The organism is Leclercia sp. AS011, assembly GCF_037152535.1.
Lineage (GTDB): Bacteria > Pseudomonadota > Gammaproteobacteria > Enterobacterales > Enterobacteriaceae > Enterobacter.
On the sequence record NZ_JBBCMA010000001.1, the window covers coordinates 737,024 to 753,066 of the forward strand.

Sequence of the window (16,043 nt, forward strand, 5' to 3'; positions counted from 1 at the left end):
TCATGAGCCCACAGGATGCGCTGCGTTTACAGCAGCTTGAAGATCAGCAGGCAGCCCGGGTCTGTATCAGCAACTACATGCGGCTGTGCGATCGGCTGGACAGCATGGAGACGGTGCAGGCTATCGGGGCCCTGTTCAGCGCAGACGCCTGCTGGGAAGGGGTGGGTGAGCCCTACGCCACCCGGCTGGGCAAGCATCAGGGGCGCGAGGCGATTAAAGCGATGATGGCGGGCTACGTCCGCCAGCCCGCGCACTTTGCCCTCAATGCCCATTTTCTCTGTTCCGAAGCGCTGTATCAGGATGCCGACGGCGAGCTGCATGGCCGCTGGCTGATGCTGCAAACCTCCGAATTTACCGCCGGAGGCGCGCACCTGAACGCGGCAGAGATCCAGATTACTTTCCGTCGCGAGGCGGGGGAGATGACCATGCACCATTTCGCCACCCGCAACCTGTTCAGCAGGCCGGTAAGCCACTGGCATGCGGCGGATGTGCTCCCGGTACCTGACAACAATGAGAACCTCGACGACGAGCAGGAGACAGATTATGCAGTGTGACCACCTCATCAATGTCAAAAATATCGATACCACGGCGCAGCCCGTCCCGAGCCGGGAAGAGATTGCGGCCCTGGTCAAATCTGACCGCGTCCATACCTCGCTCTACACCTCCGAGGCGCTGTTCCAGCTCGAGCTGGATCGTATTTTCACCAAAACCTGGGTCTGGGTGGCGCACGTCAGCGAGATCCCGGAGACCGGCAGCTTCAAAACCACCGAGATCGGCACCCAGCCGGTGATTGTGGTCCGCGACCGCAAAGGGGCGATTCACACCCTGCTGAACCGCTGCCGCCACCGCGCGGCCACCGTCTGCGAACACCGCAGCGGCAAAACCAACAGCTTCGTCTGCCCGTACCACGGCTGGGGCTATGCCCTCGACGGCAGCCTGCGCGGCGTGCCGCACCCGGAAAGCTACGCCGACCAGCTGGAGAAGAACGAACTGGGGCTGGTATCGCTGCGTACCGAGCAGTACGCGGGCATGGTCTTCGCCACCTTTAACGAAGAGATCGAACCGCTGGAGGATTTCCTCGGCGCGGCGAAGAAGTGGATGGATCTGTTTATGAAGCAGGGGGCGGGCTACCCGATCAAGACCGGGCCGGCCCACCGCTTCCGCTTCCCGGGCAACTGGAAGATCCAGCTGGAGAATACCACCGACGGCTACCACTTCCCGGTGGTTCACCGCTCCTTCCTGAGCTCCGTCGATAAGCAGACCGAAGAGATGCTCAATTTCGTCGACGGCAGCGGCTATGTGGAAGATCTCGGCAACGGCCACAGCGTGATGGTGATGATCCCCGAGCTGGTGGATCTGGAGGCTAACCTCGATGCGCCGATCCCCGAGCGCTTTGTCGAGCTGGCGGACGAACTGCGCAAAGAGCACGACGAGCAGCAGGTGCGGCGCATCGTGCGGGCGGTGGGCGGCTCCGGCTTCAACCTCAACCTGTTCCCGAACATCGCCTGCTCGATGGCCTTCTTCCGGGTGCTGCAGCCGATCTCGGTGATGGAGACCGAAATTCACCACGCGGTGATCACCATGGACGGCGGGCCGGAGATTGCCAACCAGGCGCGTCTGCGTCTGCACGAACACTTCCAGGGGCCGATGGGCTTTGGCACGCCGGATGACTCCGAAGCCTGGGAACGCGTCCAGCGCGGAGCCACCGCCGGGGATGACCTGTGGATCATGCTTAACCGCGGCCTGGCCGGGGAGTACCGCACCGACGACGGCCTGCGCAGCGACGTCAGCGCCGAAACCGGGATGCGTGCGGCTTACCAGCAGTGGAAAACGTTAATGACGGAGAGCGAAAAATGATGACGCCAGATTCTGCGCTGTTTGCGGCGATGTCCGTAATTAATCTTGAAGGCGATCTGCTGGACCAGGGCGAGTTCAACGCCTGGCTGGATCTGTGGCAGCGCGACGGCCTGTACGTGGTGCCCATCGACCCGAACGAGAACGATTTCAAAAACACCCTCAACTATGCCTGCGACGATCACCACATGCGCGAGCGCCGGGTGAAGCGCCTCTACAGCGGGGAGTCGATCTCCACCACCCCGCGCGCCAGAACCCTGCGCACCCTGTCGCGCTTCCGCCTGCTGGAGTCCAGCGAGGATCTGATCGTGGTGCGCGGGGCGCAATCCCTGTGGGAGCACCGCAAAGGCCACAGCCGCCACTATGCGGCGGACATCACCTGGCACCTGAAGTCGCAGGACGGCAGGTTGCTGATTACCCGGAAGGTGATCCGCCTGGTCAACAGCGACGATGTGCTGCACAGCATCGGCTACATCCTCTGAGGAGCTGTCCATGACGCAAACCGTATTAGTGACCGGCGCGGCCGCCGGTCTGGGCAACGCGATAGCCGCTCATCTGCTGAAGCAGGGTTATCAGGTGGTGCTCACCGATGTCGATGTGGCTCGCGCCCGGGAAGCTGCAGATCGTCTCGATGACGGTCAGGGCAGGGTGCTGGCGCTGGGGCTGGATATCTGCCAGCCGCAGGATTTCGCCCGCGCGCTCGACGCCACCCTTGAGCGCTTCGGCAGCCTGCAGGTGCTGGTTAACAACGCCGCCCTGACCCTCGCTACTCCGGTGATGGAGATAGCGGTGGAGGAGTTTGACCGGGTGATTGCCACCAACCTGCGCGGCACCTTTGTCGGCTGTCAGACCCTGGGCCGTTACTTCACCACCCGCGGCTACGGCCGGATCATCAACCTCGCCTCCCTGGCCGGGCAGAACGGCGGCACCGCCTCCGGGGCGCACTACGCGGCCTCGAAGGGCGGGATCCTGACCCTGACCAAAATCTTTGCCCGCGAGCTGAGCAAATCCGGCGTGACGGTCAACGCCATCGCCCCGGGGCCGCTGGATCTGCCGATGGTTCACGCCCTGGTGCCGGAAGAGAAGATGGCCGGGCTGCTGGCGATGATCCCGGTAGGCCAGTTAGGTGAAGCCGAATTTGTCGCCCAGGCCGTGGCCCTGCTGGCATCTGAGCAGGCGTCGTTTGTCACCGGGGCCACCTGGGACATCAACGGCGGTCTGTTTATGCGTTAAGGAGTCAACATGTTGACATTACAGGTTATCAGGCGGGAGTTGCAGGGCGAAGTGGTCCTGCTGACCCTGGCGCATTCTGAGGGTATCGACCTCCCGGCCTTTAGCGCGGGGGCACATATCGATCTGCATCTGGCAGACGACCTGGTGCGTCCGTACTCCCTGTGCGGCGACCCGCAGGATCGCCGCCATTACCAGCTCGGCATTCTGAAAGAGACACAGTCTAAGGGCGGTTCGCTGGCCGCCCATACCCTGAACGTGGGGGATCGGATCCAGGTCAGCGTTCCGCGCAACCTGTTTGCGCTGGACGAGACGGCCAGCCACAGCCTGCTGATTGGCGGCGGGATTGGTATCACCCCGATGCTGGCGATGGCCGCCGAGCTGCACGCCGCCGGGCGCTCCTTCAGCCTGCACTACTGCACCCGCACCCGCGAAGGGGCGGCCTTTATTTCTCAGCTGGAGCAGGCGGCCTGGGCCGACCGCGTGCAGCTGCACTTCAGCGACACCCAACGCCTGAACCTGGCGGCGGTACTGACCGACGTTCCGGCCAATACCCACGTCTACACCTGCGGCCCGACCCGGCTGATGGAGGCGGTTACTGCGCAGGCCACGGCGAGCGGCTATCGGCCGGAGCAGGTGCATCAGGAGTGTTTCAGCGTCGACGTGGACACCGGCGGCGCGGCCTTTGAGGTGTTTGCCGCTGCCAGCGGCATCACCGTGCAGGTGCTGGAGAACCAGAGCATCGTCGAGGCGCTGGCGCAGGCCGGGCTGAAGGTATGCGTCTCCTGCAAACAGGGGATCTGCGGCAGCTGTTTGACCGACGTGCTGGAAGGCGAGCCGGACCATCGCGACAGCTACCTGACCGACGAAGAGAAAGCCGACGGCGACCAGATTTTGTTGTGTTGTTCCCGGGCCAAGAGCGCCCGTTTAGTTATCGATCTGTGAGGAAAACCTTATGACACTGCAAACCGAATTTCGTAATGCCATGGCGCAGTTGGGGAGTGCGGTCTCGGTGATCACCACCGACGGCCCGGCGGGCAAGTTTGGCTTTACCGCCTCCGCCGTGTGCAGCGTTACCGACTCGCCGCCGACGCTGCTGTTCTGCATGAACCGCAACTCCTTTGCCCACGCCCCCTTCAGGCAGAACGGCGTGCTATGCGTCAACGTGCTCTCTAGCGACCACCAGGATCTCTCCGGGGTATTTGCCAACGCCAGCCTGCGCTCCGAGGAACGCTTTGGCTATGACTCCTGGCAGGTGATGGCCAGCGGCGCGCCGGTGCTCAGCTCGTCGGTCGCCAGCTTCGACTGCCTGATCGACACCTGTCATGAAGTGGGCAGCCACAGCGTGTTCTACTGCCAGGTGCAGGCGATCCGCATCAGCGACGCTCCGCGCGGGCTGGTCTACTTCAACCGTCGCTACCATGCCGTCGGGCATGACCTGGAAGCGTAACACCCACAATAAAAGGTAACGCGGATGAGCCATGTTGAGACTCAAACAACCGCCGCTCCGGCGGCGGGTACGCAGGATGCCGGGCAGCTGCGCAAGCTGGTGATCGCCTCGGTGCTGGGCAATGCCCTGGAGTGGTATGACTTCTTCCTCTACGGCACCGCCGCGGCGCTGGTCTTCGGCCCGCTGTTCTTCCCGGTGGGCGGCGACCCGATGCAGGGCACGCTGCTGGCCTTCTCCGGCTTTGCGGTGGGCTTCCTCGCCCGTCCGCTGGGGGGGATCGTCTTCGGCCATATAGGGGATCGCTACAGCCGCAAGATGACGCTGATCATGACCCTGACCCTGATGGGGGCCACCACCTTTATCATCGGCCTGCTGCCGACTTATGCGCAGATTGGCATCTGGGCACCGATCTCGCTCATCACCCTGCGCTTTTTACAGGGCGTGGCCTCCGGCGGGGAGTGGGGCGGCGGGGTGCTGATGCTGAGCGAGAACGCCCCGGCGTCGCGTCGCGGCTACTTTACCGCCTGGAGCCAGATGGGGGTCTCCGGCGGGTTTGTCCTCTCGGCCTTCGCCTTTTACCTGGTGCAGAAGCTGCCGGAGGACGAGCTGATGAGTTGGGGCTGGCGCGTGCCTTTCCTGCTCAGCATCCTGATCTTCCTGGTCGGGGTCTATATCCGCAAAAACATCCGCGAGAGCAAGGCCTTCAGTCAGGCGAAACCGGAGGCGAAGCACGAGAAGATCCCGCTGATGGTGCTGATCCGCGAGCACCCGAAGGCGCTGTTGCAGGCCATCGCCCTGCGCCTGCCGGAGAACGGGGCCTCCTATATCTTCTTCACCTTCTCGGTGGTGTACGCGAAACACATCGGCATCGGCACCGGGGAGATCATCAGCGCCGTGACCCTGGCGATGCTGGTGGAGTTCTTCTCGATCCTGTTCTGGGGTGCGCTCTCGGATCGCATTGGCCTGAAGCCGGTCTACTACATCGGCGTGATTGGCCTGCTGGTGATGGCCTTCCCGTTCTTCTGGCTGCTCTCCACCGGGGAGTACGGCTGGATCATGCTGGCAATGTTCCTCGGCCTGCCGTTCTGCCACGGGGCGATGATCGGTACCCAGCCCTGCATCATGAGCGATCTGTTCCCGGTGCGGGTGCGCTACTCCGGCCTGGCGCTGGGGCATGAGGTGGGCTCGATCTTCTCCGGCGGTCTGGGGCCAATGCTGGCGGTGGCGCTGCTGATGCATTTCGACGCCTCCTGGCCGGTCTCCCTGCTGCTGATGGCCTATGCGTTGCTGGCGTGGATCGCCCTGCGCAGCCTGCCGTCCACCAATAAAAACAACGAGGTAAGCAAATGATTGATAAACGGTTTTCCGCCACCGATGCCGCCGTGGCCGATATTTTCGACGGCGCGGTGGTGATGGTGGGCGGCTTTGGCGCGGCCGGACAGCCCGCTGAGCTGCTGGATGCCCTGATCCGCCGCCAGCCGCGGGATCTGACCCTGATCAGCAACAACGCCGGGAACGGTGACTACGGCCTGGCGGCGCTGCTGAAGGCGGGCTGCGTGAAGAAGGTGATCTGCTCCTTCCCGCGCCAGACCGACTCCTGGGTGTTTGACGACCTCTACCGCCGGGGCGATGTGGCGCTGGAGTTGGTCCCGCAGGGCAACCTCGCGGCACGTATTCAGGCGGGGGGCAGCGGGCTGGGGGCGATCTTCACCCCTACCGGGTTCGGCACCGAACTGGCGGCGGGCAAAGAGACCCGCCATATCGACGGCAAAGACTATGTTCTCGAGTACCCGCTGAAAGCCGATTTCGCCCTGATCAAAGCCCTGAAGGCCGACCGCTGGGGCAACCTGGTGTATGACAAAACCGGGCGCAACTTCGGGCCGATCATGGCCGCTGCTGCCAGCTGCACCATTGCCCAGGTCAGCGAAATCGTCGCCCTCGGCGAGCTCGACCCTGAAGCGGTGGTCACGCCGGGGATTTTTGTGCAACGCGTGGTGACGGTCGCCCCCGCTCGCCTGCCGCAAACGGCATAAGGAGATCCCGTGAATAAACTGACCCATCAACAGCTGGCCGAACGCATCGCCCGGGATATCCCGGAAGGGGCCTACGTGAATCTCGGCATCGGCCTGCCGACCCGGATCGCCAACTACCTCCCGGCGGATCGCGAGATCTTCCTCCACAGCGAAAACGGCATTCTCGGCATGGGGCCTGCGCCTGCGCCGGGAGAAGAAGATCCCGAGCTGATTAACGCCGGCAAACAGCCGGTGACCCTGCTTCAGGGCGGCTGCTATTTCCACCACGGCGACTCCTTCACCATGATGCGCGGCGGTCACCTGGATATCTGCGTGCTGGGGGCCTATCAGGTCTCCGAACGCGGTGACCTGGCGAACTGGAGCACCGGCGAACCCTCCGCCATTCCGGCCGTCGGCGGGGCGATGGACCTGGCGATTGGCGCGAAGCGGGTGTATGTGATGACCGAACATCTGACCCGCCAGGGCGAGTGCAAGATCGTTAAAGCCTGTACCTATCCGCTGACCGGCATGGCCTGCATCGACCGGATCTACACCGACATGGCGGTGATGGATATCACGGCGGACGGCATTGTGGTGCGCGAGCTGTTTGGCGACGTGACGGCGGAATACCTCCAGTCCGTCACCCCGGTGGCGCTGACCTTTGCCCTTAACCCCGAAACCGAGGAGGCGTGAATGGATCTGGAATATCGCCTCGATGGCCCGGAGCAGGCCCCGGTGCTGGTGCTTTCTAACTCGCTGGGCACCCGCTGGCAGATGTGGCAGCCGCAGATGGCCGACTTCACGCAACACTTCCGCGTGCTGCGCTACAACACCCGCGGGCACGGGCGCTCGCCGCTTCCGCCAGGGGGCATCACCCTCGAGTCGCTGGGTAAGGACGCGATCGCTCTGCTGGATCATCTGGATATCGAGCGCGCCTTTTTCTGCGGCATCTCCCTGGGCGGTATGACCGGGATGTGGCTCAACCGCCACGCCCCGTCACGCTTCCCGCGCATCGTGGTCGCCAATACCGCGGCGAAGATCGGCGAGGCGAAAGGCTGGTTGCAGCGCGCCGCCACCGTGCGTCAGCAGGGGATGGCCCCGGTGGCCAGCACCGCGGCGGATCGCTGGTTCACCCCGGCTTATCGCCAGCAGAACCCCGGCACAGTTCAGCTGCTGATTGACGATCTCGCCGATACCTCACCCGAAGGCTACGCCGCCTGTTGCGAAGCGCTGGCCGCGGCGGATCTGCGCGATGAGGTCGCCGCCATGCTGCGCCCGATGCTGGTGATTGCCGGAGCAGAGGATCCGGTCACAACCGTGCAGGATGCCGGGTGGCTTGCCGCCCAGGCGAAGCAGACCGAATGCGTCGTCTTGCCCGCCTCACACCTGTCGAACCTGGCCTGCCCGGACGCCTTTAATCAGCATGTGCTGACCTTTTCAGGAGCATTACATGACCATCACCATTGAATCCCTGGCCTGCTGGCTGGTGGATATCCCGACCATTCGCCCGCACAAGCTGTCGATGGCGACCATGGGGTGCCAGACGCTGACTATCGTCCGCATGGCGTGCGCGAACGGCATCACCGGCTGGGGCGAAGCCACCACCATCGGCGGCCTGAGCTACGGCGCCGAAAGCCCGGAGGCGATCAAATCTGCCATTGAAACCTATCTGTCCCCGCTGCTGTGCGGCCAGTCGTTCCACGGCGTGGCCGACCTGGCGGAGAAGATGAACGCCAGCGTGAAGGGCAACACCTTTGCCAAATCCGCCCTCGAAACCGCGTTTCTTGATGCCCAGGGCAAGGCGCTCGGCCTGCCGGTGAGTTCGCTGCTGGGCGGGGCGCTGACTCAGCGCCTGCCGGTGCTGTGGACCCTGGCGAGCGGCGACACGCAAAAAGACATCGAAGAGGGCCAACGCCTGCTGGCGGAAGGGCGGCACAACACCTTCAAGCTGAAGATCGGGGCCCGCGGGCTGGATGTGGACGTTCGCCACGCCCTGGCGATCAAAGCCGCGCTGGGGGATGAGGTTAGCGTACGGGTCGACGTCAACCAGGCCTGGGATCTGACGACCGCCATCAAAGGGATGACCCGGCTACAGGACGGCGGCATCGACCTGGTGGAACAGCCGATACCGCTGTGGGATCGCCAGGGGCTTATCACCCTCAGCCAGCGTTTTGCGGTGCCAATTCTGGCCGACGAAGCGGTGGCGACCAGCCATGACGGCTACGCCCTGGCGAGCGGCGGTTTTACCGGCGCGTATGCCCTGAAGATCGCCAAAGCGGGCGGCCCGGCGCAGGCCCTCAAGCTGGCGCACGTGGCGCAGGCGGCGGGCGTGGCGCTGTATGGCGGCACCATGCTGGAGGGCACCCTCGGCACGGTGGCCTCGTTGCACGCCTGGTCGACGGTGAAAATGCAGTGGGGCACCGAGATGTTCGGCCCGCTGCTGCTGAAGGATGACATCGTGGTACGTCCGCTGGCGTTCAGCCAGGGCGAAGTGACGTTACCGCAGGGGCCTGGATTGGGCGTCGATATCGACGAAGACAAGCTGCGTCATTACGCACGTAACTAAAGGAAAACGCGATGCTTTTTAAAGTGGAAATGACGGTCAACATCCCGTCGTCGCTGCCTGCGGCAGAAGTTGACGCGATCAAAGCGAAAGAGAAATCCTACTCCCAGCGCTTACAGCGCGAAGGCAAATGGCCGCACATCTGGCGCGTGGTCGGGCAGTACGCCAACGTCAGCATTTTTGACGTGGCGGACAACCAGGAGCTGCACGACATCCTGACCGCGCTGCCGCTCTACCCGTGGATGGAGATCAGCGTGCAGCCCCTGTGCATGCATCCGTCCTCCATTCATAACGAACACTAATCGTCGCAATAACTACAACAAACGTACCCTACAAAGAGGAAGATGCAATGTCTCAGAATCCTGTACACCAGACCGAACTGGACACCTTACTGGCGATCAGCAGCGGCTTAAACTCCACCGGCGGCAACGATCGGCTGAAAAACATCATGCACCAGTTGCTGAGCGACCTGTGCAAGACCATCAAGCAGTTCGACGTGACCGACGAAGAGTTCTGGGTGGCGGTGAACTACCTTAACGAGCTGGGCGGACGCCAGGAAGCGGCGCTGCTGGCAGCCGGTCTGGGCCTGGAGCACTATCTGGATATGCGTGCCGACGAGAAAGAGGCCGCATCCGGCGAGAACCAGGGTACCCCGCGCACCATCGAAGGCCCGCTGTATGTGGCGAATGCGCCCCTGAGCGAGGGTTTTGCCCGCATGGACGACGGCAAGGAGCAGGCGGAAACCATGTGGCTGCAGGGCCAGGTGACCGATCTGCAGGGTAAGCCTGTCGCCGGGGCGATCGTGGACATCTGGCACGCCAATACCCTCGGCGGCTACTCGTTCTTCGACCAGTCCCAGAGCGAATACAACCTGCGCCGCCGCGTGCGTACCGGTGATGACGGTCGCTATGCGGTGCGCAGCATCGTGCCGTGCGGCTACGGCTGTCCGCCGGATGGCCCAACCCAGAAACTGCTGACTGCCATTGGTCGCCACGGCAACCGCCCGGCACACGTGCATTTCTTCGTGTCGGCACCGGGGTATAAACACCTGACCACCCAGATCAACCTGAACGGCGATGAGTACCTGTGGGATGACTTTGCCTTTGCGACGCGTGCGGAACTGATTGCGGATCCGGTGAAGATTACCGATGCGGCGGTGGCGAGGGCGCGGGATCTTGACGGGGAGCATACGGAGGTGAACTTTAGTTTTACGCTGGTGGAAACTGCTGAAAGTAATGAAGAGCAGAGAGGGAAGCGGGCACGGGTTATGGAGTGATCGTTAGAGATTGATTGGGTCGGGACCGCCTGGCGGTCCCGATTTTTTATTTCAAAGTCGTATCCCGGATATTACCGAGTGTTGAAATGTCTGGTTTGACAATCTGCTTTGTGCCAGGGGCATACATTGTTTAACCACGAAGCCAGGGAGTTTTCGTAAGCCCTGTGAGCAACCTTTCAGGGCTAAGCAGACGAGTAACTGTTTGTCCCCAGGGCTCTATGCGAATAACTTCCGCTCCTCGCCCATATGGGACAACCATAATTACATCTCCTGACCCGATGGAGAGTGAACATGACAATAACCACCGGAACAAAAGCCGCATTATCGGCCAGAAACGGCCTGTTCACTTTGAACTGACTAAGTGAACCAGAGAGTCTGCCATCCGCCAGAAAACGCTTTATAACAGTCTTGCTTTGCCATACATCGTCATTTCCTTTCAGGACAACGACATTCTCTTGAGTCACCGAACAATCAACACCTCCCTCTGCCACTTTTCGCTAGTGAGATATTATCCACTGCCTTATCGAATATTCCGTCAATAATGTTTTTACCTACTCAGCCTGTATTTGAGTTAAGTGAATTTATCGTCTCAATTAATGATGTTTTACAGCTTTTATTACACGATTACACATATTGACATGAATGTTGCCTATCGGTAATTATTACGTAAAACAATAAGTATTTTCTTATTTGTACTTGCTATTCCGGCCGTGCCATTTATCAAATCATTGTTATGTCGGGATAACCTGAGAAAAATCGTGATCGGTGGGCCTTTTACTCTTTCTTAAATACAGGGCTCTTCAGACAATGGGGTTTCTTCCAGGTCGACACGTTTGTCACATCCTTTCGGCATTCATACTTTCTTTACCCTTTGTCATTCCTGCAACGATGGCTCAGGCGAGGGAACCTTCGTCTTCCTCGCCGGGCGGTTTGTTTGCCGCACTGCGGAGCACAATGCTCCATCACCCCGGTCTGGCCAGTCAGCAGGCTCTTGTGCGTTCCAAAGAGGCCAGCGCCGACAGCGCCCGTGCGGCACGTTTGCCCACGCTTGGGGCCAGCGCAGGGACGGGGCAAATCTCGGGTTACAATGATTCCAGTACGACCACGCTGAGCGTATCGCAACCGCTATGGGCTTTTGGGCGTATCGACAGTGCCATTGACTACGCCGACAACGACACCCTCGCTCAGCAAGCCACGGCCTGGGCTACCCGTCGTGAATTGCTGGAAGAGACCGCAGTGGCCTACGCCAATGTGCAGGGTGTTCGCGAACGTCTTGCCGTTGCTGAATCGAACGTTAGCAACCATCAGGCGTTGCAGGAACAGATCCAGCGCCGTGCGCAGGGGGGACTGGCGTCTTCGGCTGATGTCAGCCTGGCGAAGGCCCGGTTGTTACAGGCACGTTCCTCGTTCGAACAGGCCAAATCGGACCTGATTACCGCCGAGTCCACGCTGTTATCTTTAACTCAGGAGCCGATCGCCAGCGAACTGCCGGTTCCTGTGAGCGTTCTCCAGTTACCTGCCGACCGGTCTGTACAGGAACAAATCCTTGCGCAGAGTGCTACCGTGCGTGCCCGCGAAGCGGGGGTCACGCTTGCCGAAACGGATGTAGAACGTCAGCGCACCTCATCGATGCCGACCGTGTCCCTGCAAGCCTCGCGCAACGACTACTCAGGTATCCCCAACCAGAGAAATAACAATACGATCAATGTCGTCGTGACCGGCACGATGGAAGGACTGGGGCTGGTGACCCGCGGCCTCCAGAACGCGGCACTGGAGCGCGTGGAGTCCGCACGACAGGATCTGGCCCAACAACGCCACAGCGAAGACATTCAGACCCGCCAACTGCTTGATCAGCGTGATGCTAACCAGACGCTGATAGCCGGTTATGAGCAGTCCGTCATTGAACTCAGCGACACGCTGGCATCGTTCCGACGCCAGTACGAATCAGGTTACAAGAGCTGGCTGGATGTCCTCAACGCCGTGCGCGAATTAACCGAACAACAACAAGCGCTGGTATCGGTACGATCGGCATGGCGGGTGGACTCTCTGCGCCTGGCCGCCCGCACGGGACGTATGGACGATACCTCTGGCGCCCTGCCCACGGGCACACAATTAGCTAACACGTCTGCGAGCCATCCCTGATGAAACCTGTTCCTCTCTCTGAATTACTGGCTTTGCTGGACACGCTACGCGCCCCGGTGAATAAAGCGGCATTAACGCAGGCGTATGCCCGCGCGCAAACCGTTCCTCCGTTAACCGAACGCCCCCAGGACCATGTGCGTAATTTACTGTCGGACGCGGGGATGAAAGACGTCCGGCTGGCGTTGCTTCCCTGGCGGCGTTTTGATCCCCGCCATCTCCCGGCTCTGATGTGGCACGAACAGACATGGTGGCTGGCCGAACGACACAGTGAGGGAGGGAACACCGATACCCTGACGCTGACCCGTGAAGGTGCCGAATCCCGAACGCTGTCGGTAGACGACATTGTGACCGGTGCGCCGGGTACGGTTACGGGTGACGAAACGGCTGTGCTGTGGTTCAGCCTGCCTTCACACGTACAGTCAGAGAACCTCGCTGAAAGCGAAAACCCGGCCATGCGCCTGGTCTGGCGAGAACTGTTGCGCGACCGCCGCTGGGTATTCCGGGTCGTCGCCGCCACGCTGCTGGTGAACATCCTGGCTATTCCCACCTCGCTCTTCGCGATGCAGGTCTACGATCGCGTGGTTCCCACTCTGGCCTGGGCAACACTGACCACGCTGGTGGTGGGGATGGTGCTGGTTGTCGGACTGGACTGGCTGCTCAAAACACTGCGTGCCCGCGTCATGGACAGCGTTGCCAGCAGTGTCGATAAACGCCTTTCCCAGCATGTTTATGAACACCTGCTGCACCTGCAACTCGACCAGCAGCCCGGCAGTCTGGGCACGCTGGCCGCCCAGGTGGGAGCTCTGGATTCGGTACGGCAGGTTGTCTCTGCCGGCCTGGTCTTCGGTATCGTGGATCTGCCGTTTGCCATTCTGTTTATCGGGCTTATTGGTTTGATCGGTGGACCCGTTGGCTGGGTTTACCTCGGAATGTTACCTGTCGCGCTGGCGCTTGGCCTGTTCACTCGTCTGCGCTTACGTCGTCTCACGCGCCAACAGATGCTTCGCAGCAATGAGCGTCTGGGCCTGTTGGTGGACAGTATTCGCGGTGCCGAGACGCTGCGCGCCAGCCATGCTGGCTGGCGTTTTGCCCAGGACTGGCAGACGCTCAGCAACTCCATCGCGGGCTACAGCATTCAGCAAAAATCGCTCAGCCAGTTCTGTATCACCACTACCGGCAGTCTGTCGACGCTGGCCTATGTCATGGGGATTGTGGTAGGGGTCTGGGGCGTCGAGGCTGGCTATTTGACCACCGGGGGGATGGTCGCGTGCAGTATTCTGGGAGGACGCGTCATCGGGCCGGTGAGCCAGGGCGTTCAGTACCTGATGCAGTGGCAGCAGGTCAGAGAAGCGCTGGATATGGTGAACAACCTGCTGCGTAAACCGACGGAGCGTCGCCCGGGACAGACTCTGTTGTTGCCCGATCGCCTGCCAGAACATATCAGTGTGGAAAAGCTGCGCTTCGCCTTTCCGCAGTCTCCGGTTCAACAACTCAATATTCCCGCACTTCACTTTCACGCCGGTGAACGCGTGCTGCTGTTAGGGCCCGTTGGCGGCGGTAAATCGACGTTGCTGAAGATGCTGGCTGGGCTGTATCGCCCCAGTGAGGGCCGCGTTCGCCTGGGCGATGTCGATTTATGGGAGATTGATCCCCAGTTGGTCAGTGCTCAGGTTGGCTATCTGCCCCAGGCGGTGCAGCTCTTCAAAGGTACGCTGCGAAGCAATCTTATGCTGGCAGGTGCAGTCAGTGATACCACGTTGACGGATGTCACCCGCGATCTGGCACTGGATCAGGTGGCTGCCAGTAATCCGCTGGGTATGGATATGGCGATCAGTGAAGGTGGCTCGGGTCTTTCTGGCGGTCAGCGCCAGCTGGTAGGCCTGGCGCGTGTGCTGATGTCGCGTCCACGTATCTGGCTTCTGGATGAACCGACGGCCTCGCTTGATGGCGAAGCGGAGGCCCGTGTCTGGAAAGCATTACAAGCCAGGCTGCAGCCAGAAGATATCCTCATCGTCGCCACACACCGTCCGATGGCTGCCGTTAATTTTGCTACCCGCGTACTGGTGGTGCAGGAAGGCACCATCGTACGTGATGGCACTCCTGACAAGCTGTTGCCAGGCCTGATGGCCCGCACTACCGGCTCGCGGCCCACCGTTGAGGTAATGAACGTGAAAACACGTATGGCAGAAGCATCAAATACAGCAGGAGCACTTAATGGCCGTTGAACTGTTTGACGATGAAGTCGCTGACGCCGCTCGCGTGCAACGGCTGGAAAACTACCACCGTAGCCGAATTTCCGCCGGACTGATCTGGAGCAGCGTCGTACTGATCCTGGGTTTTGTCATATGGGCGATGTATTTTCACATTGATGAAGTCGCCCGGGCACACGGGGAAGTTATCGCCAGCAGCCGGGTGCAGATAATCCAGACCGTGGACGGTGGCGTGCTTTCCGAGCTGCATGTCAAAGAGGGTGACCATGTTAAGGCGGGGCAGATTCTGGCTCGCCTCGACCCAACCCGCGTTGAAGCCGCGGCGGGTGAAGTGGACGCCCGTATCATCGGTCTCAGGGCGCGTATTGCCCGACTTCGCGCAGAATCAACGGGACAGTCGACTCCGCGGTTCCCCTCAGATCCCGACCCGGCATTGCGCGAGCAGGCAGACATTGAGCGCGCACTGTTTGTGCAACGTCGTCAGAGCCTGCAGGAAGATATCACCGCGCTGCAAACCGCCGTGAATTTAGCCAATCAGAAGCTCAACCTGGTGAACGGGCTTGAACGCTCCGGCGATGTCAGCACCAGCGAGCGGCTTAACGCCCAGCGCGATCTCAATGAAGCCCGTGCCCGCCTGCTGGGTCGGCGCAATAAGTTTTTGGATGACGCGCGAGCCGATCTCACCAAGGCTGAAGATGACCTGGGCCAGACACTGCAACAGATGGCCGGTCGGCGCCAGCAGGTGCACGATACGGTCTTTACAGCAATGGGGCCGGGGATAGTCAAAAACGTCCGCGTCACCACGCTGGGCGGGGTATTACGTGCCGGGGATGAGATCATGCAGATTGTCCCGTCAGATGATGCCCTCATCATCGAGGCAAAGGTTCTGCCTGCTGATATTGCCCGCGTTCAGGTTGGGCTGCCGGCCACCGTACGCCTTGATCCCTTCGATTACACCATTTATGGCGCATTGCAGGGGGAGGTGATTTATGTGTCGGCCGACACTCTTAAGGAAAACACACCTCGTGGCGAGGAGATTTACTACCGCGTCCATGTTCGTTTGAAAAGCCATGCAGAAGGCCAGTCAGACCCTCAGGAAGAAGGGCAGTTTGTGCGCAGTACGACGGGGCGTCAGCTTGACATCCTGCCGGGCATGACATCCCAGCTCGACATCCGTACCGGCGATCGCACGCTGATGGACTTCTTATTAAAACCTTTACGTAAAACACTCAGTGAATCATTCCAGGAGCGATGACACCGCAGGTGGTCGTTGCAACCCGATTTTCCTGTTCGCCCAAATGGATAC

General features: G+C 61.0%; 16 protein-coding genes and 1 pseudogene. 16 read left to right on the top strand and 1 reads right to left on the bottom strand.

Features of this window, described 5'->3' with window-relative positions:
- Positions 1-2: 2 nt before the first annotated feature.
- Genes WFO70_RS03460 through catA form a run of 13 tightly spaced genes read left to right on the top strand, consistent with a single transcriptional unit; the run spans position 3 to position 10,385 of the window.
- Complete coding sequence (locus WFO70_RS03460) at positions 3-554, top strand: nuclear transport factor 2 family protein (protein WP_337014672.1); 552 nt, start codon at positions 3-5, stop codon at positions 552-554.
- A complete protein-coding gene (locus tag WFO70_RS03465) occupies positions 544-1,857 on the top strand; it encodes an aromatic ring-hydroxylating oxygenase subunit alpha (protein ID WP_337014673.1) in 1,314 nt (437 codons plus the stop codon). Before WFO70_RS03460 ends, WFO70_RS03465 begins: the two co-directional genes overlap by 11 nt.
- On the top strand, positions 1,857-2,336 hold the full coding sequence (locus WFO70_RS03470; protein WP_337016585.1) for an aromatic-ring-hydroxylating dioxygenase subunit beta: 480 nt from the start codon (positions 1,857-1,859) through the stop codon (positions 2,334-2,336). Before WFO70_RS03465 ends, WFO70_RS03470 begins: the two co-directional genes overlap by 1 nt.
- Positions 2,337-2,346: 10 nt before the next feature.
- The gene (locus tag WFO70_RS03475; protein ID WP_337014674.1) at positions 2,347-3,087 is read left to right on the top strand and encodes an SDR family NAD(P)-dependent oxidoreductase; all 741 of its coding nucleotides are present in this window, start codon (positions 2,347-2,349) and stop codon (positions 3,085-3,087) included.
- A gap of 9 nt (positions 3,088-3,096) precedes the next feature.
- Positions 3,097-4,029 (top strand): PDR/VanB family oxidoreductase, encoded by a 933-nt coding sequence (locus WFO70_RS03480; protein WP_337014675.1) that lies wholly within the window; start codon positions 3,097-3,099, stop codon positions 4,027-4,029.
- Positions 4,030-4,039: 10 nt separating this feature from the next.
- Complete coding sequence (locus tag WFO70_RS03485; RefSeq protein WP_337014676.1) at positions 4,040-4,534, top strand: flavin reductase; 495 nt, start codon at positions 4,040-4,042, stop codon at positions 4,532-4,534.
- Between the two features lie 24 nt (positions 4,535-4,558).
- On the top strand, positions 4,559-5,884 hold the full coding sequence (locus WFO70_RS03490) for an MFS transporter (RefSeq protein WP_337014677.1): 1,326 nt from the start codon (positions 4,559-4,561) through the stop codon (positions 5,882-5,884).
- Positions 5,881-6,567, top strand: coding sequence for a 3-oxoacid CoA-transferase subunit A (locus WFO70_RS03495; protein ID WP_337014678.1), 687 nt, complete (start codon positions 5,881-5,883; stop codon positions 6,565-6,567). Before WFO70_RS03490 ends, WFO70_RS03495 begins: the two co-directional genes overlap by 4 nt.
- Positions 6,568-6,576: 9 nt before the next feature.
- Positions 6,577-7,239 carry a 3-oxoacid CoA-transferase subunit B gene (locus WFO70_RS03500; RefSeq protein ID WP_337014679.1) on the top strand — a complete coding sequence of 221 codons (663 nt, stop codon included), beginning with the start codon at positions 6,577-6,579 and terminating at the stop codon, positions 7,237-7,239.
- Positions 7,240-8,013: a 3-oxoadipate enol-lactonase gene (gene pcaD / locus WFO70_RS03505; protein WP_337014680.1), complete on the top strand. Its 774-nt coding sequence runs from the start codon at positions 7,240-7,242 to the stop codon at positions 8,011-8,013.
- Positions 7,997-9,112, top strand: coding sequence for a muconate/chloromuconate family cycloisomerase (locus WFO70_RS03510; RefSeq protein WP_337014681.1), 1,116 nt, complete (start codon positions 7,997-7,999; stop codon positions 9,110-9,112). Before pcaD ends, WFO70_RS03510 begins: the two co-directional genes overlap by 17 nt.
- A gap of 11 nt (positions 9,113-9,123) precedes the next feature.
- A complete protein-coding gene (catC, locus tag WFO70_RS03515; RefSeq protein ID WP_337014682.1) occupies positions 9,124-9,411 on the top strand; it encodes a muconolactone Delta-isomerase in 288 nt (95 codons plus the stop codon).
- Between the two features lie 47 nt (positions 9,412-9,458).
- Complete coding sequence (gene catA / locus WFO70_RS03520; protein ID WP_337014683.1) at positions 9,459-10,385, top strand: catechol 1,2-dioxygenase; 927 nt, start codon at positions 9,459-9,461, stop codon at positions 10,383-10,385.
- A gap of 130 nt (positions 10,386-10,515) precedes the next feature.
- Here the strand turns inward: catA and WFO70_RS03525 are convergent.
- A pseudogene (locus WFO70_RS03525) lies at positions 10,516-10,608 on the bottom strand (glyoxalase); the annotation flags it as partial.
- 731 nt (positions 10,609-11,339) lie between these two features.
- On the opposite strand from WFO70_RS03525, the gene WFO70_RS03530 reads away from it, so the two are divergent.
- The 3 genes from WFO70_RS03530 to WFO70_RS03540 are packed head-to-tail and all read left to right on the top strand — an operon-like array spanning position 11,340 to position 15,992.
- Complete coding sequence (locus WFO70_RS03530) at positions 11,340-12,527, top strand: TolC family protein (RefSeq protein WP_337014684.1); 1,188 nt, start codon at positions 11,340-11,342, stop codon at positions 12,525-12,527.
- Positions 12,527-14,752, top strand: coding sequence for a peptidase domain-containing ABC transporter (locus WFO70_RS03535; protein ID WP_337014685.1), 2,226 nt, complete (start codon positions 12,527-12,529; stop codon positions 14,750-14,752). The genes WFO70_RS03530 and WFO70_RS03535 overlap by 1 nt, the downstream gene beginning before the upstream one ends.
- Positions 14,742-15,992 carry an HlyD family efflux transporter periplasmic adaptor subunit gene (locus WFO70_RS03540; RefSeq protein WP_337014686.1) on the top strand — a complete coding sequence of 417 codons (1,251 nt, stop codon included), beginning with the start codon at positions 14,742-14,744 and terminating at the stop codon, positions 15,990-15,992. The genes WFO70_RS03535 and WFO70_RS03540 overlap by 11 nt, the downstream gene beginning before the upstream one ends.
- Positions 15,993-16,043: the final 51 nt, after the last annotated feature.

Coding starts and splice junctions, on each gene's coding strand:
- WFO70_RS03490 (WP_337014677.1), top strand. CDS start 4,559: ATGAGCCATGTTGAGACTCAAACAACCGCCGCTCCGGCGGCGGGTACG.
- pcaD (WP_337014680.1), top strand. CDS start 7,240: ATGGATCTGGAATATCGCCTCGATGGCCCGGAGCAGGCCCCGGTGCTG.
- WFO70_RS03465 (WP_337014673.1), top strand. CDS start 544: ATGCAGTGTGACCACCTCATCAATGTCAAAAATATCGATACCACGGCG.
- catC (WP_337014682.1), top strand. CDS start 9,124: ATGCTTTTTAAAGTGGAAATGACGGTCAACATCCCGTCGTCGCTGCCT.
- WFO70_RS03540 (WP_337014686.1), top strand. CDS start 14,742: ATGGCCGTTGAACTGTTTGACGATGAAGTCGCTGACGCCGCTCGCGTG.
- catA (WP_337014683.1), top strand. CDS start 9,459: ATGTCTCAGAATCCTGTACACCAGACCGAACTGGACACCTTACTGGCG.
- WFO70_RS03485 (WP_337014676.1), top strand. CDS start 4,040: ATGACACTGCAAACCGAATTTCGTAATGCCATGGCGCAGTTGGGGAGT.
- WFO70_RS03475 (WP_337014674.1), top strand. CDS start 2,347: ATGACGCAAACCGTATTAGTGACCGGCGCGGCCGCCGGTCTGGGCAAC.
- WFO70_RS03460 (WP_337014672.1), top strand. CDS start 3: ATGAGCCCACAGGATGCGCTGCGTTTACAGCAGCTTGAAGATCAGCAG.
- WFO70_RS03480 (WP_337014675.1), top strand. CDS start 3,097: ATGTTGACATTACAGGTTATCAGGCGGGAGTTGCAGGGCGAAGTGGTC.
- WFO70_RS03495 (WP_337014678.1), top strand. CDS start 5,881: ATGATTGATAAACGGTTTTCCGCCACCGATGCCGCCGTGGCCGATATT.
- WFO70_RS03530 (WP_337014684.1), top strand. CDS start 11,340: ATGCTCCATCACCCCGGTCTGGCCAGTCAGCAGGCTCTTGTGCGTTCC.
- WFO70_RS03510 (WP_337014681.1), top strand. CDS start 7,997: ATGACCATCACCATTGAATCCCTGGCCTGCTGGCTGGTGGATATCCCG.
- WFO70_RS03535 (WP_337014685.1), top strand. CDS start 12,527: ATGAAACCTGTTCCTCTCTCTGAATTACTGGCTTTGCTGGACACGCTA.
- WFO70_RS03470 (WP_337016585.1), top strand. CDS start 1,857: ATGACGCCAGATTCTGCGCTGTTTGCGGCGATGTCCGTAATTAATCTT.